Annotated in this window: 26 protein-coding genes and 1 pseudogene; 14 read left to right on the plus strand and 13 right to left on the minus strand. The window is 67.0% G+C overall.

Annotation, left to right across the window (positions count from 1 at the left end; all coding sequences use genetic code 11):
• Positions 1-238: 238 nt before the first annotated feature.
• Together QJS31_RS01970 and QJS31_RS01975 are read left to right on the plus strand one after the other, a co-directional pair.
• Positions 239-1,447 (plus strand): cytochrome P450, encoded by a 1,209-nt coding sequence (locus tag QJS31_RS01970; RefSeq protein WP_282783741.1) that lies wholly within the window; start codon positions 239-241, stop codon positions 1,445-1,447.
• Between the two features lie 113 nt (positions 1,448-1,560).
• Entirely contained in the window at positions 1,561-2,259 is a 699-nt protein-coding gene (locus tag QJS31_RS01975; protein ID WP_282783743.1) for a helix-turn-helix domain-containing protein, read from the plus strand.
• Here the strand turns inward: QJS31_RS01975 and QJS31_RS01980 are convergent.
• On the minus strand, positions 2,241-2,816 hold the full coding sequence (locus QJS31_RS01980) for a dihydrofolate reductase family protein (protein ID WP_282783745.1): 576 nt from the start codon (positions 2,814-2,816) through the stop codon (positions 2,241-2,243). The genes QJS31_RS01975 and QJS31_RS01980 overlap by 19 nt on opposite strands.
• Positions 2,817-3,304: 488 nt before the next feature.
• Between QJS31_RS01980 and QJS31_RS01985 the strand changes: the two genes are divergently transcribed.
• On the plus strand, positions 3,305-4,246 hold the full coding sequence (locus tag QJS31_RS01985) for a helix-turn-helix domain-containing protein (RefSeq protein ID WP_282783747.1): 942 nt from the start codon (positions 3,305-3,307) through the stop codon (positions 4,244-4,246).
• 40 nt (positions 4,247-4,286) lie between these two features.
• On the opposite strand, the gene QJS31_RS01990 is transcribed toward QJS31_RS01985, so the two are convergent.
• Positions 4,287-6,134 (minus strand): acyl-CoA dehydrogenase family protein, encoded by a 1,848-nt coding sequence (locus QJS31_RS01990; RefSeq protein WP_282783749.1) that lies wholly within the window; start codon positions 6,132-6,134, stop codon positions 4,287-4,289.
• A gap of 156 nt (positions 6,135-6,290) precedes the next feature.
• On the minus strand, positions 6,291-7,529 hold the full coding sequence (locus QJS31_RS01995; protein ID WP_282783751.1) for a cytochrome P450: 1,239 nt from the start codon (positions 7,527-7,529) through the stop codon (positions 6,291-6,293).
• A 747-nt stretch (positions 7,530-8,276) separates the two neighbouring features.
• Between QJS31_RS01995 and QJS31_RS02000 the strand changes: the two genes are divergently transcribed.
• Positions 8,277-8,468: a hypothetical protein gene (locus tag QJS31_RS02000; protein ID WP_282780520.1), complete on the plus strand. Its 192-nt coding sequence runs from the start codon at positions 8,277-8,279 to the stop codon at positions 8,466-8,468.
• On the opposite strand, the gene QJS31_RS02005 is transcribed toward QJS31_RS02000, so the two are convergent.
• The gene (locus QJS31_RS02005; RefSeq protein WP_282780519.1) at positions 8,465-9,037 is read right to left on the minus strand and encodes an AraC family transcriptional regulator ligand-binding domain-containing protein; all 573 of its coding nucleotides are present in this window, start codon (positions 9,035-9,037) and stop codon (positions 8,465-8,467) included. The two genes, QJS31_RS02000 and QJS31_RS02005, sit on opposite strands and share 4 nt — an antisense overlap.
• A gap of 230 nt (positions 9,038-9,267) precedes the next feature.
• Between QJS31_RS02005 and QJS31_RS02010 the strand changes: the two genes are divergently transcribed.
• The 3 genes from QJS31_RS02010 (at position 9,268) to QJS31_RS02020 (ending at position 11,424) form a co-directional block, all read left to right on the plus strand.
• A complete protein-coding gene (locus QJS31_RS02010; protein WP_306355795.1) occupies positions 9,268-9,561 on the plus strand; it encodes a putative quinol monooxygenase in 294 nt (97 codons plus the stop codon).
• Between the two features lie 219 nt (positions 9,562-9,780).
• Complete coding sequence (locus QJS31_RS02015; RefSeq protein WP_372341530.1) at positions 9,781-10,389, plus strand: maleylpyruvate isomerase family mycothiol-dependent enzyme; 609 nt, start codon at positions 9,781-9,783, stop codon at positions 10,387-10,389.
• Positions 10,390-10,413: 24 nt separating this feature from the next.
• On the plus strand, positions 10,414-11,424 hold the full coding sequence (locus QJS31_RS02020; RefSeq protein WP_306355797.1) for an LLM class flavin-dependent oxidoreductase: 1,011 nt from the start codon (positions 10,414-10,416) through the stop codon (positions 11,422-11,424).
• A gap of 252 nt (positions 11,425-11,676) precedes the next feature.
• On the opposite strand, the gene QJS31_RS02025 is transcribed toward QJS31_RS02020, so the two are convergent.
• Entirely contained in the window at positions 11,677-12,291 is a 615-nt protein-coding gene (locus QJS31_RS02025) for a DUF6000 family protein (protein WP_306355798.1), read from the minus strand.
• Complete coding sequence (locus QJS31_RS02030; RefSeq protein WP_306355799.1) at positions 12,291-12,815, minus strand: HAD domain-containing protein; 525 nt, start codon at positions 12,813-12,815, stop codon at positions 12,291-12,293. Before QJS31_RS02030 ends, QJS31_RS02025 begins: the two co-directional genes overlap by 1 nt.
• Before the next feature lie 352 nt (positions 12,816-13,167).
• On the opposite strand from QJS31_RS02030, the gene QJS31_RS02035 reads away from it, so the two are divergent.
• Positions 13,168-13,374 carry a hypothetical protein gene (locus QJS31_RS02035; RefSeq protein ID WP_282780510.1) on the plus strand — a complete coding sequence of 69 codons (207 nt, stop codon included), beginning with the start codon at positions 13,168-13,170 and terminating at the stop codon, positions 13,372-13,374.
• A 5-nt stretch (positions 13,375-13,379) separates the two neighbouring features.
• On the opposite strand, the gene QJS31_RS02040 is transcribed toward QJS31_RS02035, so the two are convergent.
• From QJS31_RS02040 to QJS31_RS02050, 3 genes are all read right to left on the minus strand, one after another.
• Complete coding sequence (locus QJS31_RS02040; RefSeq protein ID WP_282780508.1) at positions 13,380-14,171, minus strand: hypothetical protein; 792 nt, start codon at positions 14,169-14,171, stop codon at positions 13,380-13,382.
• A 180-nt stretch (positions 14,172-14,351) separates the two neighbouring features.
• Positions 14,352-15,836 (minus strand): ABC transporter substrate-binding protein, encoded by a 1,485-nt coding sequence (locus tag QJS31_RS02045; RefSeq protein ID WP_306355800.1) that lies wholly within the window; start codon positions 15,834-15,836, stop codon positions 14,352-14,354.
• On the minus strand, positions 15,833-17,842 hold the full coding sequence (locus QJS31_RS02050) for a hypothetical protein (protein WP_282780505.1): 2,010 nt from the start codon (positions 17,840-17,842) through the stop codon (positions 15,833-15,835). Before QJS31_RS02050 ends, QJS31_RS02045 begins: the two co-directional genes overlap by 4 nt.
• Before the next feature lie 384 nt (positions 17,843-18,226).
• On the opposite strand from QJS31_RS02050, the gene QJS31_RS02055 reads away from it, so the two are divergent.
• On the plus strand, positions 18,227-18,955 hold the full coding sequence (locus QJS31_RS02055; RefSeq protein ID WP_282780503.1) for a hypothetical protein: 729 nt from the start codon (positions 18,227-18,229) through the stop codon (positions 18,953-18,955).
• Between the two features lie 116 nt (positions 18,956-19,071).
• Here QJS31_RS02055 and QJS31_RS02060 read toward each other — a convergent pair whose 3' ends face one another.
• Both QJS31_RS02060 and QJS31_RS02065 read right to left on the minus strand, forming a co-directional pair.
• Positions 19,072-20,367 carry a hypothetical protein gene (locus QJS31_RS02060; protein WP_306355801.1) on the minus strand — a complete coding sequence of 432 codons (1,296 nt, stop codon included), beginning with the start codon at positions 20,365-20,367 and terminating at the stop codon, positions 19,072-19,074.
• Positions 20,367-21,056, minus strand: a complete 690-nt coding sequence (locus tag QJS31_RS02065; protein ID WP_306355802.1) for a hypothetical protein — start codon at positions 21,054-21,056, stop codon at positions 20,367-20,369. The genes QJS31_RS02060 and QJS31_RS02065 overlap by 1 nt, the downstream gene beginning before the upstream one ends.
• A gap of 274 nt (positions 21,057-21,330) precedes the next feature.
• Between QJS31_RS02065 and QJS31_RS02070 the strand changes: the two genes are divergently transcribed.
• The gene (locus QJS31_RS02070) at positions 21,331-21,666 is read left to right on the plus strand and encodes a spore germination protein GerW family protein (RefSeq protein WP_306355803.1); all 336 of its coding nucleotides are present in this window, start codon (positions 21,331-21,333) and stop codon (positions 21,664-21,666) included.
• 191 nt (positions 21,667-21,857) lie between these two features.
• The gene (locus QJS31_RS02075; RefSeq protein WP_306355804.1) at positions 21,858-22,256 is read left to right on the plus strand and encodes a nitroreductase/quinone reductase family protein; all 399 of its coding nucleotides are present in this window, start codon (positions 21,858-21,860) and stop codon (positions 22,254-22,256) included.
• Between the two features lie 12 nt (positions 22,257-22,268).
• Here QJS31_RS02075 and QJS31_RS02080 read toward each other — a convergent pair whose 3' ends face one another.
• Positions 22,269-23,033, minus strand: a complete 765-nt coding sequence (locus tag QJS31_RS02080; RefSeq protein ID WP_306355805.1) for a hypothetical protein — start codon at positions 23,031-23,033, stop codon at positions 22,269-22,271.
• Positions 23,034-23,303: 270 nt separating this feature from the next.
• Between QJS31_RS02080 and QJS31_RS02085 the strand changes: the two are divergent.
• From QJS31_RS02085 to QJS31_RS37285, 3 genes and pseudogenes are all read left to right on the plus strand, one after another.
• Positions 23,304-23,435: pseudogene (locus tag QJS31_RS02085) on the plus strand (hypothetical protein); the annotation flags it as partial.
• 1,060 nt (positions 23,436-24,495) lie between these two features.
• Positions 24,496-25,620 carry a site-specific integrase gene (locus tag QJS31_RS02090; protein WP_306355806.1) on the plus strand — a complete coding sequence of 375 codons (1,125 nt, stop codon included), beginning with the start codon at positions 24,496-24,498 and terminating at the stop codon, positions 25,618-25,620.
• A 225-nt stretch (positions 25,621-25,845) separates the two neighbouring features.
• On the plus strand, positions 25,846-26,193 hold the full coding sequence (locus tag QJS31_RS37285) for a TetR family transcriptional regulator (protein WP_372341793.1): 348 nt from the start codon (positions 25,846-25,848) through the stop codon (positions 26,191-26,193).
• 504 nt (positions 26,194-26,697) lie between these two features.
• Here the strand turns inward: QJS31_RS37285 and QJS31_RS02100 are convergent.
• Positions 26,698-26,877: a hypothetical protein gene (locus QJS31_RS02100; RefSeq protein WP_306355808.1), complete on the minus strand. Its 180-nt coding sequence runs from the start codon at positions 26,875-26,877 to the stop codon at positions 26,698-26,700.
• Positions 26,878-26,951 lie beyond the last annotated feature (74 nt).

Genomic DNA, 26,951 nt, shown 5'->3' on the forward strand with positions numbered 1-26,951 from the left:
TCCTTGTCTCACGGCGCGAGCGGAGCGCGTCGACGGCGGTTTCGTTACCCGCACCATCGATCTGATCCGGTCGACCCCCATCGACAGCGGCATGGCCGCGGCGGTGTCGGCCCGAAAGCCACCGGCACCGCTGCGATCTGGTCGCCCCTACTCGCAGTGAGGAGATGTTCTTGCCGACGCAATCTCATCCGCACCACCTCGGCACCCGTGGACACGACAGCGACGGCGGTGTGCGCCCGTGAGGCTGTACTCGTCGGAATTCGCGGCCGATCCCGGTGCCGCATACCAGGATCTGCGCTACCGCTACGGTGCGCTGGCACCGGCGGAACTCGCCCCCGGGGTGCCCGTCACGCTCGTGACCGGATACCGGGCGGCCCTGGACGTACTGACCGATCCGTCGCGTTTCCCGGCCGATCCGCGGCAGTGGCAGCAACGCGTCACCGGCGACTGCCCGGCCCTGCCGATGCTGCAGTGGCGACCCGACGCGATGCGCAGCGCGGGCAACGACCACACCCGGTACCGGCGCGCCGTCACCGACTGCCTCGACCGCGTGGACCCGTTCGCACTATCCATGACGGTCGAGCACGCCGCCGCCCGGCTGATCGACGGATTCTGCGAGTCCGGCTCCGCGGATCTGCTGAGCCGCTTCGCGATTCCGCTCACGGTCCAGGCGTTCAACCGCATCCTCGGGCTCGCCCCCGCGGCGGCGCAGGCCGCATTCGACGCCCTCGCCCTGATGCGCGAGGCCACCGACGCGGCCGCCGTCGACCACGGCGATCGGATGCTGCTCGCGGCCATGCGGGAGACGGTGTCCGCCAAACACGCCGCCCCGGCCGGTGATGTGGCGTCCTGGCTGCTGAATCATCCTGCCGGACTGGACGATACCGAGGTGGCGTACCAACTGGTCATGTTGTACGTGTCCGGGTGTGAACCGACCTGGAATCTCATCGCCAACACCCTGCTGCTGCTGATGACCGACGACCGCTTCGGCGAGGAACTGCTCGCGGGGGCGTTGACCGCCCGCGACGCCATCGACGAGGTGCTCTTCGCCGACCCGCCGCTGGCCAACGCCTGTCCGCGCTTCCCACGGCAGATGCAGATCATCGGTGAGGCGATTCTGCCCGAACATCAGCCGGTGCTGGTCAGCCTGGCCGCCGGCAACAGCGACCCCGCCGTGGGCGGTGACCGCACCGGCAACCGCTCCCATCTGGCATGGGGCGCGGGTCCACATCAGTGCCCGGCCCGCTCGCTGGCCATGGTCATCGTGCAGGAAGCGTTGGACCAACTGCTCGACGCGCTCCCGGATATCGAACTCGCGGTGCCGCTGGAGGACGTGCACTGGCGCGCGAGCGCCTTCCACCGCGCACCCGCCGCCGTCCCGGCCCGCTTCCCACCCTCTCCCCCACTGTCCTACGTCCACACGTCCCCGTCGCTGCCCCACCTCTAGCGGACCGCGCCGCGGCGGCGCGCTCCGATGAGAGCCCGCGGCCCGACCGATCGGTCTCTCCCGCTCCGGCGAGAGGCCGATCACCTGGACACGGCGCGGTTAGAGTGGCGGCCGTGGGGTTGGCATTCGATACGCGCGCGTCGGATTCGCCGTGGATCGCGTCGGTCTGGACCTGCCGGAGCGAGCGGGTAGCGGAGATGACGTCGGTGGCGACAGGTACCTGGGGACTGGTGTTCTGGGTGGAACGAGGCCGCACGCACGCGAGCGTCACCGGCGCGGGTACCGCACCGGTGCCCGAGGAGGCGGATTTCGTCGGCATCGAGTTCGCGGTCGGCACCTCGTTGCGGTCGGTGGCCGCCGCGTCGCTGCTCGACAGCGGCATCGCGCTACCGGACGTGTCCCAGCGTGGCTTCTGGCTGGATGGCGGCCGATGGGAGATTCCGCATCCCGACGATGCCGAGGCACTGGCGCAACGGCTGGTCCGCGACGGCGTAGTCGTGCACGACCGGTTGGTCGCGGACGCGGTGCGCGGACACCGCCCCGACGTCAGCGACCGGACGCTGGAGCGGCGCTTCCGCGCGGCGACCGGACTCACCCGCGGCGCGATACGGCAGATCGAGCGGGTGCGCACCGCCGCGACAGCACTCGCCGCAGGGGTACCGGACGCCGAAGTCGTTGCCGCGCTGGGATATTACGACGAGCCGCATCTCGCCCGGGCATTGCGGCGCTACGTCGGGCGCACCGCGGGACAACTCCGCGCGGGCGAGGGCGGCGCGATCGCGCTCGATCTCGCTCAGTGCACGACGCTGTAGACGAGTTTGGTCACCCCATTGGAGTAGGCCGCGGAATCCTCCAGCCGCAACTGCTGCTTGTCCCGATCGGCCCTGCTGAACAGGCTCTTGCCCGCTCCCAGCAGCACCGGGAAGACGAGCAGGTGGTATCGATCGATCAGATCGGCATCGGCCAGGCGCCGAGCCAACTCGGCGCTGCCGTGGATGAAGATCGCACCACCCGCACCGCGTTTGAGTTCGGCGACGTCCTCGGTGGAGCGGAGAATGGTGGTCGGACCCCAGTCGTCGACCAGGTCGGCGTCGGTGAGACCGGTGGACACGACATACTTGGGCAGGTCCTGGTACGCGGCATGGTCCTCGGATTTCGGCCAGATCGGCGCGAAAGCCTCGTAGCTGTGGCGACCGAACATCAGCGCCGTGGTGTCGGCGAGCTCTTCACCCTTGAGCGAGTACGCCTCCGGGACGAACTCGGTCTCGAACACCCAACCGCCACTGCGATGCCCCTCGACCTTGCCGCCCGGCGAGTCGACCACGCCGTCGAGCGTCATGAAGCCGGTGTAGACCAGTTCTCGTGTCAAGGAACCCTCCCGAGGTGTGAGCGGCCGAAGTGCCGATCGCCATCGTAGAGCGGACAACCCGCCACGGTCTTGGACGAAACCGACACCGATCGCGTCCCCGGCCACGCGTCGGCCAACCGGATCGGCGCGGGCCGGCGCCGTGAGAGTCCGCTGCGGCACCTCGGGCTTCGTCGACCGAGGTGCCGCGGTCGACCTTCGCCGACCCGTCGGGCGAGTACTGATGCCCCCTTCGCGTCAGTACTCACCGGCCCCGCTCGCGGGTTCTCGGTGCGGATGGATGCCATCACGAGGTCCCGCGAGAGTCTGTCCCTCGCACACTAGGACGCGTAGCCGTGGGGTCTCGACCCCTTTCCTGCCCATTCGCGGTCGATTTCCGCCCGCCCGTGCTCCGAGCCGAGGGATCGGCGGGTGCACTCGGCGTCTTGTAGTGTTGTGCCCGGTTTTTCGCTTGCTGTGGGTGCGTGAACGGGGCCGTTCGAATGGGTGGTGTGGAGTTTCAGGCTGAGGACTTCGCGTCCGACGAGGCGGATCCCGCCGGATCGTGGGACGAGTACCTCAAGCAGAAGCAGGGATCGGTCGGCCTGGCCTTCCGGGAGCGGTTCCGCTCGACCGCGTTCGCCCAGCGACTCGGTCCCATGCAGCTGGTCCGATTCTCCACCGCCCCGCTCGACTACCGGCGCACACGACGCCATATCCGCGCCGACGGCGACGATCGGAGCTATCGGCTCCTCATCCCGCTGGCGGGTGATTTCAGGTTCGAACAAGGGGATTCCAGGGAGATCTTCCACCCCGGCAGGGTCGGCTTCTTCCGATGGCACGAACCGCTGTTCATGACGCACGAGGGGGATATCACCGCGCTGATCCTGACCGTCGACAGGGACGCCGTCGATGAAGCACATGCCGAACGGGCCCCGCTCGCCCTGGATGAGGCGCGTCCCCTGGTGCGCACCCTCGGGGCACAGACCAGATTGCTCGGCGAGGCCCAGGGCTGGACGGCCGTGGATTGGAGCGTGGCGTACAGCAGCGCGGTCGACGTACTCAGGGGGGTGATCAATCCGTATCCGGAGGCGTCGCTCGGCAAGCGCGCGATAGATGCCGAACGCGCACGGCGGCTCATCGAGCAGCACGCGCGCGACCCCGAGGTGACGCCCGGAGCCGTCGCAACGATGATGGGTATCGGCGAGCGGACACTGTACAAGGTGCTGAAGAGTGCCGGGTACCCTCCGGCAGCCGCGATACTGCGTGAGGTCCGCGTGCACCGCGCACATCGGCGCGTGCGTACCGCGCTGCCGTTCGATATGGACACAGTCGCTTTCGAGGAGGGGTTCCCGAGCGCGCGCAGCTTCCGAGAAGCCTATCGCGAGCGCTACGGGCTCACCCCGATCGAAATGCGTGACAAGCTTTTCGGTGACGACGCCCGACAGCGGTGAATCACCGGTGCGGCCCACGCCCCACGATCACTCGTCTGCCTTACCGAACCACCTCACCGGTGTGCGAGGAGCTGACACTGGGGAAAGTGGCGCTGTCCCAGCCCGCGTGGTCCATCCACGTCTGAATGTAATCCTTGGTGAAGAGTGGACCCGGCAGCGACGGGAGCGCGAAGGCGGCTACCAGGATCGGCAGCTGGTCGGCGATCACCCGGAGGTGGCGAGTGAGTTCGGTGGTGATCGCCGCGGCACGCTGCGGTGTCAGCCGAAGGTTGGCGGTGTACCAAGTGCCGTGTGCCTCGATACGGCCGAGGGCGTAGGCGGCCGCCGCGGCGACAGCGAGTTTGCGGGCCGCGGGGTCGGCGGTGGTGAATGCCGCCGTCGCCAGGGCGGTGGCGGCGAGGCGTTCGGCCGTCGCGGTGGCCATTTCGATGGCGGCCGCGTCCGGTCCGAGGGTGTTACCGGCGGTTTCCAGGCTACCGGTGTCCAGTGCGTGGGCGATCGTGCGTTCGCGTTCGACGAGCATGGTTACGTACCAGGGCAATTGTGTTGGCGTGCCGGGCAATTGCAGTGCCGTCAGGGCGCTGCCCCGTTTGCCGGCGGTGATCTGCATGATCTGGTTCTCGCCTTCGGCGGTTCGGATCGCGGCGAGGTTTCCGAGCCAGTCCACCAGGTGATTGATACGCAGCGCGCCTTGCGCGGCGGCGCGGTCGCGGCACATCATGAGGACATCGTTGGCGGTGTCGGACAGCAGCGGTTTGGCCAGCATCGACCAGAGTGCGTGTTCACCGGCGGAGACGGTGGGGTCCGTGCGCAGGTCGCGCAGCCGACGGCCGAGCACGCTGGTCGCGTACACGGCGGCGAGCCCGGTAGCGAGATCCCGCTGGACCGCGTCACGGTCGGCCATCAGGGTGCCGGAGCCTGGCCGACGTTGGCGGCTGTAATTGACCAGCCCGGCCAAACCCGCTCGGGCACTGGCGATTGCGGCATTGGCGAGGTCGAGTCGACCGTTACCGAGGACGCCGATCGCCCGGTGGAAGCGGCTGCGGGGTGGCAGCTCACAGGTAAAGTGCCCATCGGCATCGATACGAGCCCAGTCCCCGCCTAGTAGGGCCTCCCGGGGTAGCCACACCCGGTCGAACCTGATCAATGCGTGATCCATCGGCGCGGAGTCCTTGTCGGGCAATCGCACCACGTGCACGCCCTCGGCCAGACCCTCGATCGTACGAAGTTTCAGCAGGAAGGGCAGGACGCCCTCATCGCGGCCGTCGACGACCAACCGTGCGGTGATCACCACTGTTTTCGGCACGACCGGATCGGCGACATTGGGCATGAACTTGATCGCCGCGGCGGCCGGGGTGGTGAGCCGGAAACCCCCGGTGTCCGGCTCCCACGTGGCGGTGGTCTGGTGGTCGGCCCCGTTGGTGCCGCCGAGTTCGGTCAGCACCAACACCCCCAACGCCGCGGCGGTGTCCAACTCGGCCAGACACTCCTGCTGGTGACGAGAACCATTGCCCAGAGCGAGGATCGCACCGATCGCCAAATCGAAGTGGCCCGTCAGCACCAACAGCAGCCTGGGCGCGGCGATCTGCGCCCAGTCGCAGAGCGCGCCGCGCAGCTGGGCGTCCGCCGCGATCTCACTGGCCGGTCGCCCCAATCCGGCGATGACAGCCCGCAGCAGGGCCGGGGCGCGCTCGGCTTCCTGGGTGAAGGTGAGTCCCGAGGAGGGCAGATCGGCCAGACCGACGACAATGTCGCGAACCCGGGTGTGCAGGGCGACGTGCTGGCCGAAGATCACCGTCTGCAACGCTTCGACGGTGGTGGCGGGGTCGGTGCGCCGCACCGGTGGCTCGGCGAAGATTCCGTCGACGGGAAAGTCTGTCGTTGTCATGGCACTCACCTATCCTGCGATGCCGCACGTGCCGCGTCGATCGCGTCGGGCGACCCGTACGGTGTTCTACTTTCCGGACCGACCGAAACGTTCGGCCGGCCGGGCACTGCTGTATCGAAACCTTCTCTGTGTGGTGCTATCTCGGACGCATGGTCGTCACCGGGTGTGCAAACGCGGTGAAGGGGGGAAGACGGCGGGCAGCGCGGCGAGCGCGCGGTGGAAAGGACCCGGCCGCCACTCGAGCTGGTCGGGGGCGACGGCGAGAGCGAGTTCGGGCAGGGCGTCGAGGAGTTGATCGATGGCGTCGCGGGCGATCAGTTGCGCGACGGAGCGGGCATGGGATGGACAGGCGTGTGGGCCGGTGCCCCAGGCGAGATGCCAACCGTTGCCAGCATACTCGCCGGTATTGACTTCCGGACTGTTGTTACAGGCCGCCATGCTGGTGATGACCGGCTGATCCACCGGCAGCCACACATTGTCGACGATGACCGGCTGCCGCGGATACGTAAGGCAGTAGTTGGCCAACGGCGGGTCGGTGGTGAGGATCTCGTCGAGCACCGACTGTGTCGACGGCGGGAAGCCGTTGACCGCGGAGAATCGCTGGGCGTCGGTGAGGATCAGCAGCAGGCTGTTGGCGATCAGGTTCTGCGGAATCTCTATACCGGCCGAATAGCAGGTGACCAGTTGGTGGATCATCTCGATGTCGGTCAACCGCGCCGGATGCTGGACGAGGCGAGTGGCGATATCGTTCCCGGGTTCGCGGCGTTTGAGCAGGGTGAGCTCGAGCAGGGCCGCATCGAGCATGGCGTTGACCGTCGCGGTGTCGACTCCCTCGAACAGCGCCGCGCTCGCCGCGGCGACCTGCTCCCCGATTTCCGGTGGACAGCCGATGATCTCGTTGAGCACCGAGAACACCAGCGGCAGACAGTACTGGGACAGCAGATCCGCCGAACCGTCGGCGCAGAAGCCGTTGATGATCTCCACCGCGTTCTTCTCCACGCGGGCGCGCAGCCCGTGCAGGTCGACTCCGGCCAATGCGGCGTTGGTCGCTTCGCGGTAACGCGTGTGATTGACGGTATTGCCGTTGGTGCGCAGCGCGTTCGGCCGCCATTCGATCATCGGCATGATCGGCAGGTTGGCCGGCACGGTCTTCTGCCACGGCCGCGGATCGGCGGAGAAATGCTCGGGATCGTGGAGGATGCGGACCGCGGTGTGATACCCGATCACCAGCGTGGCCGATATCCCGGGCCAGATCTCGACCGGGACCAAAGTGCCGTAGCGCGATCGCATCTCACGGTAGGTGGCGTGTGGGTCGGCGGCGAACTCGGGTGTGTAGAGCGGGACGCGGGGTCCGAGCTGCTCGATCGACAGGGCCGGGGTGTCGTCGTGCTCCATGTGGACGAAGTGCTGCACTGCAGGATTCTCCTGTTGAGGGTGCATGGAAGTAAGCGGGAAGGTGAGCTGAGTGGCCTCAGGGGTTTACCGGCGGACGTGCCACGTGCCCGACGCCGGACGAGGAACGGTCAGCGCTGCCGGACGCGTGTGCCGATTCGATCTCGCCACAACGGATTCCTCCCTGTGCCGTGCCGTGCCGTCGAGACCGAGCACACCGCTCGGCCGGTTTCGACGGCACGGCATGCCAGATTCTTTCGACTGCAGCGCATTTGGATAACGCCGATTGATATTACCGGTCAGGTCTGCTGCGTGCACCGCCAACGAGCGACGAGCAACACCGCCGCGTAGCACCGCGCATCCGTACAGCTGTCGCGGAGCCATCGAACCGGTTCGTCCACTACCTGTACGCAAAGATCGGGACGCTTCCAACACTGGACGGTCGCGTAGAACGCCGCAATATCCAGGCAATCGAGACAGCACGCCGTCGCGCGGTCGGTCGGCGACCCGGAGCATCACGGACGATGCGTAACGACCGGAACCCGTTCGCCAGGAACGCCTAGCCACGGAGTTGGCACGTTTGCCCGAGATTGGCGCGTTCCGCCCTGGCCGCCCGCCGGGAGCGCCTGCGACAGTGACAGTCGGTATGCGCGGCAGGGCGTCGCGCCGTTCTGATCTTGGAGCGAAATCAGTTGTAGAGCATTCTCATTCGCGGTTCACCGTGCCTGTCGACATGTGATTGGAGATGCCGTGCCCCACACCCGAGAGAGCGCTGTCGCCTACGTGATCACGGCCCTGGAGGCCAAAGGTACTGCGACACGCGATGATTTCGATGTGCCGGGGCTGGTCACCACCTCACGCGCGATCGCTGGGAGCTGGGACCTCGAAGGGATGCCGCCATCGCTGCTCTGGACCCTCGCCGCCAGTCACCTCAGGGTCTAGCGGCTCGGGGTCCAACTCCGGCCCGGCGACCACCGGCGTCCGGCTCGCCACCGCCCAGCGCAGCGTGGCGCGGCGCATGGAGGCACCACGATCGGATCCAGCGGTGCCGCGACGACGCGTCGGGCTCGGGTCAACACGGCGGTCAATCCCCATAGATGCGTGTGATCACGCGCGCGGCCCCCGCCGTCGACCATATCGAGTCGCAGCATCGGGCCGCGATCGCCGTCGATGAGATCGAAGCGGTGATTGGTGGTGACCGCCGAAACGTACGGGCCGCATGTCGCCAGCCCGGCTCCGACCGTCGGTGCGCTGACGAACAAATAGTCGTATAGCCGGGTTGCCTTCAGTTCGTAGCGGCTGGCCACCCGCAGCGCCACATCCGGATCGTCCAGCCAGCGCGCCCCGATCTCCCACAACCGCCAGAACGTCTCGCTGGATACGTGCACGCCGTCCCCGGACAATGCCCACCCGGGCACACCGCACTCCCGGATCATCCGCTCCCGATCGAGTCCCGCCCGCGCCAGCTGATTCAGCACGAAGCGGTGCAACAGCGTCTGATCGGTCCCCACACCCACCTCCCGCACCCGTCGCTGCCAGTCGGTCGGTGCGACATGCTATCTCGCGGCGTGCGAGCCGTGTTCGGAAAATCGGCATCCCGCCCCGCTCCCCGGGCCGGCGACTACGACCGAGAATCGCTACTACATTTCGTAGTAGACAATGCGCCCCACCTCGTTTACGCTTGCCGTGTCCGATCCCTCCGATAGGCGAATACTCAAGCAGGCCAGGGGTTTTCAACGCAATGACCACGTATGCGACGATCGATATGGTGACCACACCGGACCGTTTCGACGAGTTTCGCGACTTCCTGGCGAAGCACTTGCCGAGCACCCGCACCTTCCCCGGCAACATCAGCGTCGAAGTGGCGCGCAATCAGGAGGAACCGGACCGGGTCCTCCTGGTCGAGAAGTGGCGTTCCCGCGCCGACTTCGATGCCTATCTGGCGTGGCGGCAGGAATCGGGCGTACTGGCCGAACTCGCCGCGTTCGCCGACGGCGAGGTGCGCTTCGGCTTCCACGACCAGATCGGCGTATGAGACCCGTGGCGGCTGTCAGTAGCTCGTAAGCGTCGGGTTCCCGAGCAGCTCGCTCGGGTCGACCGATGACTTTTCGCGGCCGGTGTCGTCGATACAGCAGTGGCCTGTGATCGTGCCGTGCGATCGATGGGTCAAGCCCGCGCTGTCGACATGCGACAGCGCCGAACCAGGAGGTTGCCTCGCGTGACGAAGCCGGTTACCCGTGACGAGTTGTGGGCGATGGCCCACGCCGAGCGTGCGGCATTGGCCGATGATCTGGCCGCGTTGGAGGATGCGCGGTGGGCCGAGCGGTCGCTGTGCGGGGACTGGACGGTGGAGGAGGTCGTCGCGCATCTCACCGCGGCGGCGAGTATCGGGCGGTTACGGTGGCTGCGCAGTGTCGTCGGTGTCCGGTTCGATTTCGACGAGCACAATGCGCGGCGGCTGGCCGAGCATCGGGGAGCGACTCCGGCGGAGACCTTGGAACGGTTTCGGGCGGTGGTCACCAGCACCACCGCCGCGTCGGGGCATACGGCGGCCTGGCTGGGTGAGGTGGTCGTGCACGCACAGGACATCCGACGCCCGCTGGGTGTGTTTCGTGAGCCGTCCGTCGAAGCCGCCACTGCCGTCGCACACTTCTACGCGAGCCGCGACTTCACGGTCACCAGCCGCAGCGCGATCGAGGGACTCCGCCTGGAAGCCAGCGACGGGCCGTTCACGACCGGAACCGGGCCCCTGGTCAGCGGTACGACGCTCGCGCTCACCATGGCGATGGCCGGGCGAGCCGTCTACTGCGACGACCTCACCGGCCCCGGCGTGGACACCCTGCGCCAGCGCAGCCTCGGCTAGATCCGCGAACAAGGAGTTGCACCCATGACGACACCATTCCGATTCGGGGTCGTCGCCCCGCTCCGCAGCGACGTGCCGACCTGGCGAGATCGGGTGCGCCGCATCGCCGACAGCGGCTATTCGACACTGCTGGTACCCGACTTCCCGCAGCTGCAACCGGCGCCCGCTCCCCTGCTCGCCACCGCCGCGGCGCTGACCGATCTGCGCGTGGGCAGCTGGGTGTACGCCTCCCCGTTCCGCCCCGCCTGGCTGACCGCGTGGGAGGCGCACTCGCTGACGCTGCTGACCGAGGGCCGCTTCGAGATGGGTATCGGCACCGGCAGGCCCGGAATCGAAGACGAGCTGCGCGACAAGGGCATACCCGACGTTCCGCCGCCGCGCGAGCGGCTGACCCAGATCCGCGAAACCATCACCAGGCTGCGGGAACTCGACGGACCCGACCGTCACACGCCGGTGGCTATGGCGGTCTACGGCCCGAGGGCCCGCGCATTGGCGGCGGAGGTCGCGGATACGGTCACTCTGGTGCTGGGCGATCAGCCGCGCGGCGAGGTCGAGCGGATGACACGAGAGTTCCGCTCCGACAACGCCATCGAACTCGCGCTCGCCGTACCGGTCGTCGGCGACACCGTCGCACCGCACATGGCACCACCCGACACCGATACCGCCGCCCTGCACGCGGCCGACGCGATGACCGTCCTCCCGGACGACCCGGCGGCCGCCGCCGAGGAGATTCAGCGACGACGCGAGGAACTCGGCTTCTCCTGCCCTGTATTCCGACGGCTCCACGGGCTACGAACCAAGCTGCGACACGTACATTCCGCCAGCAGAACCTACGCTGCTGCACTGCGATATCGGCGGCGCCGCCGTGTACACGGATGGCTCATACTCGGCGACCGACCCGCGCTGCTCATACCTCGCCGACGAGCCGAACTCCAACCCGAATCCCGGGGGCGGTTATCCGTACAACCCCGAAGAGGACCGCAACGACGACGGCGTCGTCAACGGGTACGAACGTTGCGGGGTTCTCTGCGGTGACCCACCGACCAGTGGTGATGTACAAACACAGCGCGGCTGCGAAGAGGGCTACATCACTGGACCCAGCTGTGACCGCTACCGTTAGGCCGCAGCGGCGTGGAATCGGGCCGACGGAACCAGACATCTGTCGGCTGACCAATCACGGCGAATCCCCCACGCCGAATCCGCCACTGGAGACCTACGCTGGTGGCGACGGAACGCCGCATATCTCTGTGGGAGAACGGAGCTCGCCACGCTGAGCCGCCTTTCAGCTCAGCTGGTGCGTGTCATGATTCGGTCCGAGAGTGCGCACAGTCGCGTGATCACCCCGCTGTCGACGGGCGATTGTCGGGAGCCTCCCGATGGCGGCTGAGCGCTCTGGGCTGCTGCGTTCAGGAAACGAGTCGCATGGGCGGTACCGAGGGTTCGGTCCAGGGCGCACAGCGCACCGAGTGCCGGCACGCGGCTGTAGCCGGACTTCGCCGGGCCGGCTGGGCGGGTGAGGTAGGTTACGAGGACGTCCACGTCGGCGGGCGTACCGAAGCGGGCGAGTGCGAGGCAGTAGCCCCAGCCGGCGTGAACGAGTTCATCGGCAAGCAACAGCTCAGCGAGTTCTGCTCGAAAGTCGGTCCGTTTGTCGAGACCGATCAGCCAGGACGCGGTCAGCCGTGGTCGCCAGTCGAACTCGAGCAGCGTGCGTAGTTCGTCGTCGGTGATCTCGCGTGCGTCTCGAGACAAGCTCGCCTCGAATTCGCGTCGGTCGGGGTGATCACGCAGCAGGTTTGCGCCGCGAACTCTCATGTAGCGGCCGGGTGGGGCGCAATCGCCGATGACCCACCGTCGTATCAGTGCCAGACTCGGCTGATCTGCGGGTAACCGGAAGCTCATCACGCCATCCTGCCCTGGCCCCTGGCAAACCAGGCGCGGAGCGCGACGAAGTCGCTGTGCCGCAGACCGACTCGCGGGTCGACGCGGTACAGGAGTGCCCCACCGGGGTGATGTTCGGCTACCCATACCCGGTCGTCGTCGCCGATCTCGTCGTCGATCCAGATGAACGACGCTCCGGCGGACCGCTCGACCAGAGTGCGTGTCTTCCAGTGCAATCCGAACCATTCGTCGATGCGATCGTCGGTGCGGTCGCACCATTCGACCACCGGCAGTTCGGGTAGACCCAGGAGTGGACCGATGGAACGGTTGGCCTCGTTCCCCCAAGTGGTGGCCCAGACCAGATCACCGGGCAGGCCCGACAGCAGCGGACCCAGAGTGGGGTCGACTCGTTCGATGAGCGGGTTCACGGCGTGCTGCGCTTCTCGTAGAGTCGAGTCCTCTTGGTAACCTTCGGGCTTCGCACGGAAGGGTATGAGCGGTCCGTCGACGTCGAGAAAGATCAGTGGGCGGCGGTCCGGAGTCATACTGGTGGAAGACTACAGCAGCGGAACTGGCCCCAATCGCAGGTCAACGGGTCGAATCAGCCGGAATGGTTGCCTGACAAGGCTTCACCTCGCAGCCCTACAGATCGTGACAGAATCGGGCACATGACGCCGGTCCCAGAAGGCCACCCAATTCCCATTGAGCCGAGCGGCTACGACAACATCGCCGACGGTTACACGATCGAGAACGAGACCGGACTCCTGCACGCATACTACAACCGGCCCGCGATCCTGGAACTCGCTGGGGACGTCGCCGGGCGGCGAATCCTCGACGTCGGCTGCGGCTCAGGACCGCTGTTCGCCGCAGACGCGCAACCGGATCGACGAATGGACCATGGGCGGTCAGACCGCCCGCCTGAGTTTCTGGGACCGGCCTTTACATGCGATGACAGACGCCTTCACCACGGCTGGGTTCCACATCAGCGTTATCAGCGAACCTCCGGCCCTGCCCGCCGCCCGCGATCTGATTCCCGAGGTATTGGGCGAAAGCCTCGATAACAGATTCCTGTGCTTCTTGTTCTTCGTCCTGCACGCCAACTGATCCACTCACCACAGCTCGAATTCCGGCTCGTCCGATTCGAGCATCGATGCCAGTTCCCCAGCGTCGATCGTGCGCCGGTCGGGGTTGTCGAGGAAGTAGCGGAAGGTCGAGAGCAGGGCGTTGGGGTCGACGGACCAGCTCAGGGTGTTGATGATCCAGATAGTGGGGCGTAACTGCCGTCCCCAGGCGCCGGAGCGTTCGATCGGCCCGTTGCGGTGCAGCTCGGACCGGGCAGTTCGGCAGGTGAATTTCAGTGATGATTCCCGCGACGCCCACGGGCGCGGGACCAGTTCTACGTCTTCGATGTCGTCCCAAGGGAATTCGTGCACCAGCGTTCCGCCGGTAATGGTCAGGCTCACCGGGGAGAAGGTCATCGTGTAGGCGCGCAACACCACCAGCCGTTGCACGATCACATACGCGGTGAGCGCGATGACCACGACTCCCAGGATCGCGAAGAACGGACCCCCGCCGTGCAGCCCGTTATCGAGGGCCGCGGCCCCGAGTCCGACGCCGGACAGCACCGCGATCAACTGCGGGTCGCGTAGCCGCTGCGCGTGCAGAACCGGTGGGGCCGAACGGCTCTCCACTGTCGTTCGACGCGGAAACACCCACCCCAGTACCATCATGATCCCGACCGCTGCGAGCATCGTGCCCGTCGGCTTGTCGGCGAGGCTGCCCACGACCACCAGCACCGCGCCGAGAAGCGCGTACCAGACGCTCAGGCGCATCGAGTGCGGCCAAGCCCTGATCGGCACGTACCCCTTCGGCGGAACGACGTAGTCGTCGTGCACGGACATCCCTCCCACTCCGTCGACAGCACTGCGTGGTGGAAAGGGACGAACCTCAGCAGCATACACCGCTACAAGATCCGGCTACCCAAGCGAATTCCACTGGTGCGCAATACCAATGAGACCGCAATATCAAAGAGACTCTGATCGACGCGGCCATCCCGTCCGCGCGGAAACGCGGCGGCCGGCTCAGCTGTCGGGCCAGCTCAGCCCCGCGAACCCCGGAACCGCATCCGATCGGAGTTCGAGCACCGGAATCGGCTTGCCTATCGGGTTTCCCATCTCGTCGAAGGCGATCGAACCGCTGGCACCGCTGATCGCGGACCGGCCGTGCAATCTGTTCATGACCTGTAGCACATCGGTCGCGGCGACGTCGGTGACGGTGTCGCCCGCCGCGCTCCGGATCGACCACGCGGCCGCCTGCACCGCGTCGTAGGCGATGATGGCGACTCCGTCGTCGAGCGAATCCCCCGGAAACAACGTGGGGTAGCACGTATCGCAGGAGTCGGTGAACTTGGCGATCGAACCCGCGCTGAAAGCCTCCGGCCGAACCTGCCACGCCTGCGGGTGCGCCAGCCCGGTGAAGACCACGCGCACACCGCTGTTCAGCGTGCGGCTGACCGCATCGTCCGGTGCGGCGTACTGCGACAGATCGTCGGCGGTGGCCACGGTGATCGGCCAATCCGTGCACTGACGCTCCGCCAGTGCCTTGATCAGCAAGGTCGCGTGTGCTCCGCGACCGGCGAAATACAAGACGTCGGGTCGGGCCGTGCAGATATTGGGCAGCATGAGGGAGAACGCGTTGGCCACACTGCCGGCGTCGGACAAATACCACTCCGTCGGGGCGGCGAGTCGATGATCGGCATCGACGAAGCCCTCCGAGAACGCGGTGGCGAGCGTCTGCGGGTAGTGGTCGCGGGGATTTCGGTCCTGTACCAGCAGGGCCGTGCGGTGCTGCGGTTTCAGATAGTCCGCGACGGCGCGCGCCTGGGCGGAGTTGGTCGGCGACACCCGGACGAAACCGCCGATACCCGTCAGATCGTCCGCGGTGAGGGTGGAGGCGAACACGGGCATCCGCGATTCGGACAGCTCCTCCATCGCCTCCCGGGCATTCTCGGTGCTGAGCCCGATTCCGGTGACGGCGACAATGCGATCGCTGTCCGCGCGCCGACGCAATTCGTCGACCACCCGCTGCCAATCCCGCAGTCCACTACCGGGATTGGCAAGCAGCAGCCGGATGAGCGGCCTACCGCCGCTCGCGGTCACGTCATGGTTCACGGCGTGCTGGGCGAGGTAGGCACCCTGCAGTTGATGGCGCACCCAGGGCATCGTCACCTCATCCCCCGGCCGCAGCGTCATCGGCAGCAGGACCGCAACGCTGACGTAGTTCTCGTCCCGGCGTGCGACGTCCTGGTTCTCCGCGTGGATCAGTCGCTGCACGTCGTCGAGTTCCGGAGCGAAGACGTAGTTGCCGTCGGTCACGCCCGTACATTCACCGGATTCGCCGGTACGGGTCACGCCCGCCCCGCACGCACGCAGCGCGTCCCGCACCGACGGAACCACGACGAACGCCGCGACCAGTGCGATCACCACCAGCACGGTGCCACCGACGATCCACGCCCACCGGCGCCACGGCGGTCGCGGTGGCGCTATCGGTTCGCTTCGACCGCTCATCGATACCTCTCCGCACGCTCGTACAGCACCATGGACCCGCTGCCCCGCCCGATCGCCAGATGCTGGAGCTCGCTGCGGATCATGGCGTGCAACGTCGCATCCGGATCGCCGAGCGGATCGTGCGTGATCCAGAGTGCGGCGGTCAACCAGCCCAGGCTGCTGCCCAATTCGTCCTCCGGCTCACCGACAATCGGCTGGATCTGGTCGATGGGCGCGACATCGGTCGCGAGCCGGTTCGGCGCGGAGGTGATGAGGTCCAGGTCCGCCAGCCACGCCGTCGCGGCCGCGACATCGAATTCGGTGCCCGGCGCGTCGAAGGGCCGACGCAGGTAGGCGACCACGGCGGGCACGTTCGCCAACGCCAGGTCGTGATAGCACGCCTCCGCTGTCCGCTCCCGCCGCGCGAGGCTGTCGCGGCAGATCGAGTGTGTGGCGACCCAGTCGCGCGGATCGTCCGCTGCTCGCTCGGACAACTCGGACAACAGGATTCGACGCAGCCACGGATTGACGCGAAAGCCGACACCGGGCTGTTCCCGGATCCACAGGTGGTTACGCAACTTCTCCACCAGCGCGGCCGCGTCCGGACGGGCGGAGTCCAGCAATTCGGGTTCGTACAGCATGTCGATGGTGTGGGCCGCGCTCGCCGTGACGAGGTCGCGACGTTCGGCGGCGTGGTCGAAATCCCGCAGCAGATGTTCGCGCGCTTTCTCCGATACCGTCGGCGGCTGCTCGGAGGTATGACCGGGCAGGGTCGAGGGCGGCACTCGCAGGGTCATGACCTGCCGCAACCGCGTCGGCCTCTCCTGGTAGCCGCAATTCGACGCGGCGCCGAGCACATCGATGGCACCGCCGGGATGGCCGTCGGTCAGTCGATGCACGAAACCGACGAGGGTCGCGTCCGGACGCATGCCGCGGGCGGCCGCCACATCGGCGATCTGCTCGGGTGCCAATCGTCCGAGATCGACGAGGTACCAGGGCAGCCACGGGCAGGGGGCAGATTCGCGGTGCTGATGCCAGTCCGCGGTGATATCGGTGAGCATGCGCGGTGCGGGCATGTTCAGCCCACCGGTCAGCTGTGTCGATGGATGCCGTGGGCCGCGCGGCAGCTGACTGCCCGGATGGTGCCAGCCCTCGCTCCACCGCGGCATCCAGGTCCGGCTGGTAGCGAACACCACCATCGGATCGTTCTCCGCATCCGACCGGTACCGGCTGCGCTCCAGTGCGGACAGGAACTTCCGGCCCGTGGGTGTGTGCGCATTGTCCAGCAGAACAACGCAATTGAGGGTCCGCCTGCTCCGGTTGAACCCGGAGTAGGCGTGCCGCAGGTCGCCGAGGAACGCCTCGCAGAAGATGGTGTCGACCTCGCCGCGCTCGGCTTCGCCCTCGCCGTGCGACCACCGGGCCAGATCTATCAGGGCGTCCTCGGGACCGTCCTCGACGGCGGAAAGCCGGCCGATGTGCCGTAGCAGCCGCCGCCGGTCGAACCATCCCAGACCTCGCAGCAGCAACCCGGTCGCCGACGAAACCCAGGGCGGCAGACCCGATCCGCCCGCTACCACCCCGTCAGCGAATTCCACCAGCTGTGTGATGGTGCCGTGGTTACGTTCGATCGGCTGGCTCCCGGCGACGACTCGTCGCAACCCGTCGAGAGCACGCCGACGATCGTCGGCGTCGGTGTGGATCGAACTGCCGACGACCAACAGGCACAGCCACAGTCGCGGAAAAGCCAGCCGACCGAACTGCGTCCGACGGCGGCTCAGCCCGAACGCCAGTTCACCGAGCACTTCACTCGGCTCCGCCTCTCGATGCTCGAAATCCACATACACGTGCGGTATCTCCCGGCATCGATACCGAATCTCGCTCAGCAGCGCCGTCTTTCCGGTACCTCGCGGACCGACCGCGACCACGATCGGAGAGTCCACATCGTGCCCCCGCGGCCGGGCGAGCAGATGTTCGAGAAACCACCCGGTGAAGGGGCGGGTGCCCGACAGCCGCGGTGGATCCATCGCCATCCCCACCCGCTCCAGAGCTCATCCGATTCCGATCGATGCGTACCGGAGATGCTAGTCACCGCAGCCGAACCGAACGCCCGGTGCTGCACACCGTCGTCAACTCGTAACACTGCCGCCGAGGTCGCGCAGGCGGGGCGTGACTCGACATCGCGAATCAATCTGGAAGGCATCACGTTCGGAGTAGGATCACGTTCGGCGTGGCCGTCTCAGGTTCGGGTCCACCCCGAGAGGCCCGACGGTGGTTCGCCCGATCGAGGGGATGTGCCGATGTCAGACCCGCGCGCTTACACGGTTTTGATCGCAGTGCCCGCGCTCTTCGCATTCGGGTCCGGTACCGCTACCGCGGCACCGCAGCACCCCGGCCTCCCTCGACCCGTCGTGGGCAGCTTCGACGCGGCCGAGACACCCACCGCGACGCGGGATCTCAACCACCTGCGGATCGGTTCCCAGACGATTCCCCTGCCCGAGGGGATCGACCCCGGTCTCCGGGAACAAGCGCAGAACTCCGTGGACGACGCGCAACGGCGGATCGCCACCGCCTACGACGATATCGGCTTCCCCCGCAACGAATCCGACCGCCGCACCGCGTCCACCGCGGCCGGTGCCGTCATCGGCGCCGTGGTCGGCAAGGTCGTCGTCTTTCCCTTGGAGATCGTGGGGTGTGGAGTCGGCGCGACGGTCGGCGCGATCGCCGGTGGCGTCATCGGCGGGCTTCCGACCGTGGGTGCGGGCGTCCCGGTCGGCGCGGCGGTGGGCGGGCTGGCGGGCTGTCTGCTCGGGGGGCTGGCGGTGGCCATCCCGGTGGATGTGGTCGGCCTGGTCGGCGGGGCCGTTATCGGCGGAACCATCGGTGGCGCATTGGGCTCCGGCACCGAACCGACTTCTACAGACGTACCCACACCCAGCGCTAACGCCTCTGTGCCCCAGACTGATTCGCCGACTCCCGCGCCAGTGGACGCCTTCGCCGCGGTCAGCCCCGATACCACCAGCGCGATCACCTCGCTCGACGCCGCGATCGACGCGATGCCACCGCTCGCCCCCGACACGCTGGGTCCTCTGACCCAGTCAGCGAACGACCTGCTCGCGGCGGTGCAGGCCGCATTCTGAGCACTCGCTCGGACGATACGTACGGAGTCCTGTGCCGCAGACCCGTGCTCGACCCGACACCGCCGCCAATTCCGGAACCACGTCACGGCGAGCGGCCCCACGTCGCGTCGCTCCGGCTATCGAGGGTTCTCGGCGGCTGTGGCGACGTGCTCCGACATCGCCGCGGCCCACGACGCACCCTCTTGTTCGAATCGTCGTGCCAGCACTCGCCAACGGCCGGGATCGAGGGGGTCGACGACGAGAGCCTGTGTAGGCGACAGGTGTGCCAGCACAGCCTGCGGCGGATTCAGCAGTGTGGCGGTGCGCCATCCGGGATACCGCCAGGACGGCGGCAGCTCACCGTCATGCTCCAGCAGCAACCGTGGCACCACCATTCGCTCGTGCGCGAATCGGTCGCCGGTGCTGTCGCCCTTACGACGGAACACCTCCGCCTGCGAGCGTTGGTGCGCGACGACTCGGGACATGTCCACTGTGCCGTCGAGCCGCAGCATCGCGCAGAGAACGGCGTAGTCGGCGTCGAGTTCGGTGAGTTGACCGTGAACGGCACGTGCTCCGAGCGGAATACGATCGGAAATCCATTGCAGCACATACAGTGTGCACTGAATGACGCCAACCGCCCGGGTCAGGGCAATGAACCACGCGTCGATATCGGAGGCCCCGCGCGCATCCGCCAGTCGCAACCATGGACGCTCGATGAGGCCGGTCAGTGCCGCAGACGCCGATCTGGAGACGCGGGCGGGCTGGTCGGGCTCGGTGAGCGGCGAGTGCGCCCAGTCGTTCATGGTCGCCGGCACCTGACCGTCGAAGTAGCGGCGAGCCAACTCCTCCGGAGTGTCGGTGTCACGTATCGCCCACAGCAGCAGCGTGAGCGCTCGCGCCGCCCCGCGAGCGTCGCGGCACAAGCCGCTCTCCACCATGTCGACGACATAGTCCGTTGCGGCGGTGAGACTTCCGCACTTCCAAGCATGATGCAGCGCGGCTCGCTGTAGGCGCGCCGACTCCAACACATAGCTGTCGCCGTCGGACTGCCGGCTCGACCCCGAGTTCCGGCGCACCTCGGTGTGCGCCTCCCAGCGCACGAAAAGGTCGAGAAGCCAGTCCGACGGCGGGTAGTGCGGGCGCTCGGAAAGGTAGCCACTCAGTTCGACGGCGGATGAACCGCCGACAGCGTGGTGCAGGAACGGTGTCCGCATAGCGGTGAACCGCAGACCGGTTGCCTGCTCGAGGTCCTGGGCGAAGGAATAGACGACACCGTGTCGCGAGCGCCGCGCCGACACCCTGTCGGCGGCGTTCGGCGTCACCGCCTCGAACGCACTGACGAGCAATGCCTCTTTCATCAGAAAGGCGAGCACCTCCGCGAGGGTGTCCAGCCCCCGGACACCGCGATCGACCGTGAACCCGATCGGGATCATCACAGCACCCCGAGCCCGCCGACCACCCCGACGATGTCACCACCGTTTCGCCGTGCCGCCTGAAATCCCTTGAGCAGCCATTCCCGAATGGGGCGCGCGGTGGTGCGCTCGTACTGCAGACCCGCCTGGGTCCAGTGCACACCGAGAGCGTCCAGGAACTTTCGCGGCTTGGTGTGCTGGGCCATCTCCTCGATATCGGCGAAAACCGTGCGCAGATGGCTGCGGACCGCGTCCGAGTCCTCCTGGGGCAGGGGGAGAAACACGCCATCGGTCGATTCGGCGAAGTCGCCGAACACGACCAGCCCCGGTGGGCGCGGCACGCGTCGCCCGCCGTCGAACAGCGTGCGCAGCAACTCGTACGATGGATTCACTCCGCGCTGGATCTCTCCCCACCCGCCGGTGACGCTGCCCGAGACCGGAACCACGATCGGCGCGGGCTGGTGCCACGTGAACATGACCAGAATGTCCGGCCCGCTGTCGTCGGCGAGCGTGCACCCCTGTACATAGTCGGCGACCGGCCGGTCCGCGACCGGATCGAACGCCAGGAAGCACACGGTCGAGTAGTCCCTGCGCAGCCGCGCCAGGTTCTCCGCCTCCAGCAGACTGGACAGCTGCCGGACATTCCCTCCGTCGAAGCGGGCGTCGGAGGTCGCCTCCTCCAGGATGGCCTGCACCGAGATCACCAGCACAGCGAGAACAGTAGCGATACCGGTGACTCCGCGCGGTCGTTCGGCCAGCTGGTCGCCAATCGGCCCACCCGGTTCGGCGGCCCCGAGATCGGGTCACGCTCAGCGGTAAGCCCTGGGGCGGGACGATTCTCACTTCCATCGTCTCGATCGCGCGCGGCTCCGGATAACCACGCTGGGGTCTTTCGCGCACCTTTACGGGTCCATCGGCCCCTGTTCCGGATGCCGGACCGGCCGAGACTGGGAGGTGCCCGACACCTATCACGGAGGCAACATCATGAAGGTCGAAGAACTCCTCGCGGCCGCGAAGGACAACGCCACGGTGAAACGCGTCTACGCCGAACCGGTCGAGCGGGACGGAATCACGGTGATCGCCGCCGCCGCGGTCTCCGGCGGCGCGGGCGGCGGTGGCGGCCACGACAAGGAGGGGCAGGAAGGCTCCGGCGGCGGCTACGGCATCGGAGCCAAACCGGTCGGCGCGTTCGTGCTGCAGGACGGGCAGTTGCGCTGGCAACCTGCCGTCGACGTCAATCGGGTGATCACCGTCGCCGGATTCGTCATCGCCATCGCGATGATCATCGGTGCGCGCATCGCCAGAGCGCACGAACGGTAAGTGTTCAAGGACGTTCGCCGGGTTGTCGTCCGACGAGACGGCAGCCCGCCGCGTCCGTGATCACTCCGGAGTCGAGTGCGCCGCACCGTGCTACCGTGGCGACGAGTCCACCGTACGAGGTTGTGATGCGAAGCTACAGCGATTATCTGCGTTGGCTGTACCGAACCGGTCGACCGAATTGGTTTGCCCGGGTGCAGAATCGAGCATCGGCGTGGGCGTTCGCGCTCGGCGTCGCCCCGCGCAGGGTAGCCGCGCTCGGCATCGTGGGACGGCGCAGCGGACGGCTCATCTGGTTTCCGATCGTCCTGACCGAGGTCGACGGCGAACGGTACGTGGTGTCGATGCTCGGTCCGAACGTCAACTGGGTGCGCAATCTGGCCGCGGCCCACGGCCGGGCGGTACTGCGCCACGGCCGCCGCGAGGACGTCCGACTGACGGAAGTGGAACCGGCGCACAGACCTCCCATCCTGCGGCGCTATGTCCAGATAGCGCCGGGCGCGCGCCCGCACATCCCGGTCGGGCGCGACGCGCCTCTCGCGGACTGGCAGCGCATCGCCGCCGATTACCCGGTCTTCCGGATCACGCGGTAGGACAGCCCGGCGTCATCCGCTCCGCGCCGACTGCGCCGAATCGGGCAGATCCGCGCTCGCAACGAGGTCCTCGGGCCACTCACCCCACACGCCGGTACGCAAGGCGCGAGTATGCCCCTCCCCGACAGCGCGCAGCGCAGCCGTCCACGCCGCCGGTTCGACCACCTCGGCAAGGTTCAGGCCCGGTAGCGCAGCGAGTACGGCGCGCAGACTCGGATGCAGCGACTGATGCACTACCGCTCCGCCGCCGTCGGTGACGGTCAAGACGCCGATCGGGACCGCCGACCGTGCCAGCCGCGCCACGACCTCCAGCTCTCCCCCACTCGCCGCACCGAAACGATCGACGACGTCGCCGCAATGCTCGGCCAGCCGCAATCGGATGCACCGGCGAGCGATATCGCACTCACCGGCACCCAGCCGCTCGGTCAACTCGGCCATGGTCGGCGGCCGCGCCGCGGACCATCCCGTGGTCAGTACCTCATCGGCGGCCGCGCCCCACAGCGGCAGCCTGTGCCGCTGGTGGGTTTCCCTGACGAAGTCCTCCCACTCGAAATCCGGCGCGGCCGCCATCCTGCCCAATGCCCCCAGCGCCGATTTCTCCGCATACGCATTGTCGAGCAGCCATCGCGCCCGCGTTCGGACACCGGTCACCGTGCGCTCGCAGAGATCGGCGATATCGTCATCGTCGAGGCCGCGCGCGAGCGCATCGAACAGCAACGCATAGTCCTCGGCGGTCCAGGGTTGGCCTTGGCGGGCTGGGCGGTCGGTGACAGTCATCGAATCCCCTCACATTCGTCGTAGGCATCGCGCCGATTCCGGCGGCGCACAGCACGCCGTATTCCTGTGGTGACCAAAGGAATATGAACGAGATGCCACCACCATCGTCAGCCAGCGCACCGACAAGGGGATCTGTTGCACGGGATAGGTGATAAATCGAGCCACGTCAGGCAGATACGACGGCTCGTGGCGCCCCGGTGGACTATCTTCGCCCCACCCGACCAACACACGTGATCGCTGCGCAGTTGGAGTGTTCACACGAGAGAAAGGTTGGATCGCTGTGTCCGCTCCGAGGCTGCGCAAGGGACAGCATCAGCCGTTGCCACCGCATACATCACCAGCGATGCGACCACCGAAACGGCCCTGTTCTGCGGCGAGGTCTACCGCCATGGCGACGAATGGAAGATCCGGCCGGTCGGGCAGGGATTGGACTCCGGGCTCGCTTGTCTGGCAACGGATTTCAGCGTGAACGTCGACGAAGACTTCGACCACGAGCGTGTCGACGAGACCGTGCGACACGAGGCCGGTGATCGATACCGGCTGTGGACCCAGGCCAGGACATTCTGCGAATACGAACTCACCATCGAGCCCCCGTTTCTGCCGGCCCTTCGTAGCCCGTTCCCACAGGACTTCCTGACCGACGGCGACGAGCTGCGACCGATCGTCGAGCTCGTCCCCGAGCCCGGCGGCGACCGAGGCGAATGGGCGGTATCGGTTCGGGCGGGCGGCCGCACGGTCGCGTACCTGAACGACGAGGATGCTCCGCGTTGGGCATCACCGACGACGCGGAGCAGAACCTGCCGTTCGGCGACTACGCCGAATGGTCGGACATCGCCGCCAGCGGTCAACACCTGCAACTGGCCACCGCGTGGGCTCCCCTCTCCTGACACTGTGGTGCTCCCGACAAGTGCGTCTTAGCCAGGGCAGACTCGACGCGTATCTGTGACTGAAGTAGCGTTCGATCTCATTTCTGGGGCGAATCCGCCCGAGAATCGGACTGCGAAACCCGCATAGACACCCGTTCCTCCCGTCCGAGACCTCTCGAGCCGACAATCGCGCCCCGCGCTCGGTCCGGCTTGCCCGTTCCATCGATCGTCCCGCTCCGCCCCGAAGTACGTGATCGCTCGTCGTTCCATGGCGTCGGTCACGTCGACACTGACGGACGCATTGCGACCAGATCGCTGCTGAGGGCGCTCGATTGGAAGCCCGGGGACAGGCTCGATTGTCGCCTCCACACGGGGCTGCTCATCATCTCCCCCGGAGAACACCCACGCATCCATATCCGCCGCGACGGCAATATCCGCATCCCTGCCGCGATTCGCCGAGTCAGTAGGATTCGCCCGGGCGATCGCGTACTCCTGACCGCAGTCGGTCCTCATAACCAACTCGTCATCTTTCCTGCTTCGGTGCTCGACGAGTTGGTGATACAGCGCATTACCGACGGCCGAACCGGAGGTCAGCGATGACCAATCCGGCACCCACCTCCGACATCGGCACCGCCATGCTGCTGATCGATCGGCTCGGGGTAACCCTCGACGATTTACGCGAAGCGTCGAATAGTCAGCACCGGATACCGACCTTCGCCGAGTACACCACCATCGTCTACAACGCGATGCCGGCGACGGTCACTCGCGACATGTATATGAACTATTGGAAGAGGCTCTGGCCGGACAAGCGACTCGACGAACCCACGGTCACCGACTTCAAATCAATCATCGAATCGACTCGTCATCAGCGCCGAATCCGCCGCAACGACCGCGGCGGCCGCTACTCCAGCGAGCACTTCTACCATGCGATCCGCTGTCTGTATCGGTTCGCGGTCGATGACAGGTACATCTCCCGAGCCGACGATCCCTCAGCGCGGTTGGAACGGCCCAGGCCGCTGCCGTCCAACCGCCGGGCGCTGCCGAATGATGTACTCGCGGCGATCAACCGCGCGGCAGGCGAGGGCGGAACCGATCCGCATCTCGACAGCCTGTTGATCAGACTCCATACTGAAACAGCGTGCCGACTCGGAGGCGCACTGGCATTGCGCATTCACGACCTTGATCCGACGCAATCGCTGATCCTTCTCCGAGAAAAGGGCCGGACCGAACGGTGGCAGCCGGTGACACCGACATTGATGGCCGCCCTGCAGAACCACCACGCGGAGCGCATCCAGTGCTTCGATCCGAACAGGCACAAGACCCGCAACGGACGCCTCCTCCGGGAAGACTGCGCACAACCACTTCTTCGATACCGCGATGGAATGCCGATCACCAAACGCCGGTACGACGTCCTGTGGAAACGCATCGGGCAGCAGGTGCCTGTCGTGGCCACTCATCAGATAACAACCCACTGGCTCCGGCACACCACCCTGCGGTGGGTCGAGCGGAACTACGGCCATTCGGTGGCGAAAGCCTACGCGGGACACACATTTCAGAACACTCTCGGAGCCACGACCACCTACACGCGGGCAGGAATCGAGGAAGTGGCGGCGGCTCTGGTGGCGATGACCGGGGAACCCCACCCGCTTGCCTCCGGCCCCGGACTGATGTGGCACGACGTCGACCAAATTGCACTCGAGATCACTCGATCTTCCGAGTAGCCCGCAGCGAAACAAGCCTGCGGGGTTACCCCCAGTCGGTTCACCAATCCCCGCCGCTTGCACAGGGTCACTGCCGGGGTGCGTACAACGGCGTGGTTTGGTCGCACCGCCGTCAGACAGCCCTCCGCAATGTCGATGGCTGTGGCCGAGACGTATCAGGTGCCAGGTCGAGGTCACCTATCAGCCCAGAGCGATGGTTCGGGTGGCTCCGGTAATGTGCTGGTGATGAGTTCGGGCGGGCGGCGGAACAAAGGGCCTGGGGCGGCGGCGGGGAATCGGGCGGCGATTGTTGCGGCGGCGCGGATTCTGTTCGCGGAGAGCGGGTTCGACGTGCCGATGTCGGCTATCGCGCGGGCCGCGGGGGTGGGGCAGGGGTGTTGTATCGGCACTTTCCCACGCGGGAGAGTATCGCGTTGGCGGCGTTCGACGAGAACATCGCGGAGATCGAGGGGTTGGCGGCGGATCCGGGGCGGACGCTCGATGAACTGCTGGGGGCGATCGTCGAGCAGCTCACCGACTCGGCGGCGCTCATCGCGCTCATCGACCCGGTGGATACGGCGGATGAGCGGTTGACCGCGCCCGCGGGGCGGCTGCTGGAGTTGATCGCGGGGAAGCTCGAGGATCCGGAGCAGCGGGGGGCGGTGCGGGCGGATCGCCCGCAGCTGCGACTCCGACAGCGCGAACAGTGCCGCGTTGGTGGTGATCCCGCGCCGGTACAGCACCCGCTGGCATCGCGTGGGCAGCCATGCCAATTCGCGCATCGCGACGTTGGGAGGCTGCACCGCATCCGGGTGCTCAAGGTTCTCGACTGCGGCGCCGAGCAGTTTCTCCACCGGCACGAAGTCCGTGTCGCCGATGGGTCCACCAGCGCTGCGGACGGTGACCTCCGCCAACATCCAGGAATCGGCGGATCGGCCCACCGGCCGGACCAGCGTCACCATGTACTCGACATCCGGGTGCCCCGGGAGCCGCAACCCCAGAGTCCGCGTTTCGATATCCAGGGGATTGCCGATCGAGCCCACAACTCGGATGTTGCCACGCTCGGCGCACCCTCACGACCGAAAACAGACCAGTCAGTCATTCCGTGGGTCGGCTGTGCCGCGGTGGCGGTGGTGCTTCCACGTCCAGGTCGGCCACCCGTTCCCAGCGGTGGTTGTCGGCGGACCGCCAAACCACGACCCAGTCGCGGTCGTCCGGCGGCTCGGCGGAGATGATATCCACCAGCCCGTCCAGGTGATGGACGAAATCGGTGCGCACGATACCACAGTGCCGCGGGGCATCACCCACCCGCGCCGCTCCGGACGGTCGATGCGGTACACACGGGTGCGGGC

This window comes from Nocardia sp. CC213A (genome assembly GCF_030766805.1).
GTDB classification, from domain to species: Bacteria; Actinomycetota; Actinomycetes; order Mycobacteriales; family Mycobacteriaceae; genus Nocardia; species Nocardia otitidiscaviarum.

Coding starts and splice junctions, on each gene's coding strand:
- QJS31_RS02035 (WP_282780510.1), top strand. CDS start 13,168: ATGGGCGGTCAGACCGCCCGCCTGAGTTTCTGGGACCGGCCTTTACAT.
- QJS31_RS02090 (WP_306355806.1), top strand. CDS start 24,496: ATGACCAATCCGGCACCCACCTCCGACATCGGCACCGCCATGCTGCTG.
- QJS31_RS02015 (WP_372341530.1), top strand. CDS start 9,781: ATGGCCCACGCCGAGCGTGCGGCATTGGCCGATGATCTGGCCGCGTTG.
- QJS31_RS02040 (WP_282780508.1), bottom strand. CDS start 14,171: ATGTCCGTGCACGACGACTACGTCGTTCCGCCGAAGGGGTACGTGCCG.
- QJS31_RS02020 (WP_306355797.1), top strand. CDS start 10,414: ATGACGACACCATTCCGATTCGGGGTCGTCGCCCCGCTCCGCAGCGAC.
- QJS31_RS02045 (WP_306355800.1), bottom strand. CDS start 15,836: ATGAGCGGTCGAAGCGAACCGATAGCGCCACCGCGACCGCCGTGGCGC.
- QJS31_RS02080 (WP_306355805.1), bottom strand. CDS start 23,033: ATGACTGTCACCGACCGCCCAGCCCGCCAAGGCCAACCCTGGACCGCC.
- QJS31_RS37285 (WP_372341793.1), top strand. CDS start 25,846: ATGAGTTCGGGCGGGCGGCGGAACAAAGGGCCTGGGGCGGCGGCGGGG.
- QJS31_RS02010 (WP_306355795.1), top strand. CDS start 9,268: ATGACCACGTATGCGACGATCGATATGGTGACCACACCGGACCGTTTC.
- QJS31_RS02070 (WP_306355803.1), top strand. CDS start 21,331: ATGAAGGTCGAAGAACTCCTCGCGGCCGCGAAGGACAACGCCACGGTG.
- QJS31_RS02025 (WP_306355798.1), bottom strand. CDS start 12,291: ATGAGCTTCCGGTTACCCGCAGATCAGCCGAGTCTGGCACTGATACGA.
- QJS31_RS01995 (WP_282783751.1), bottom strand. CDS start 7,529: ATGGAGCACGACGACACCCCGGCCCTGTCGATCGAGCAGCTCGGACCC.
- QJS31_RS02050 (WP_282780505.1), bottom strand. CDS start 17,842: ATGGATCCACCGCGGCTGTCGGGCACCCGCCCCTTCACCGGGTGGTTT.
- QJS31_RS02060 (WP_306355801.1), bottom strand. CDS start 20,367: ATGATCCCGATCGGGTTCACGGTCGATCGCGGTGTCCGGGGGCTGGAC.
- QJS31_RS01990 (WP_282783749.1), bottom strand. CDS start 6,134: ATGACAACGACAGACTTTCCCGTCGACGGAATCTTCGCCGAGCCACCG.
- QJS31_RS02030 (WP_306355799.1), bottom strand. CDS start 12,815: ATGACTCCGGACCGCCGCCCACTGATCTTTCTCGACGTCGACGGACCG.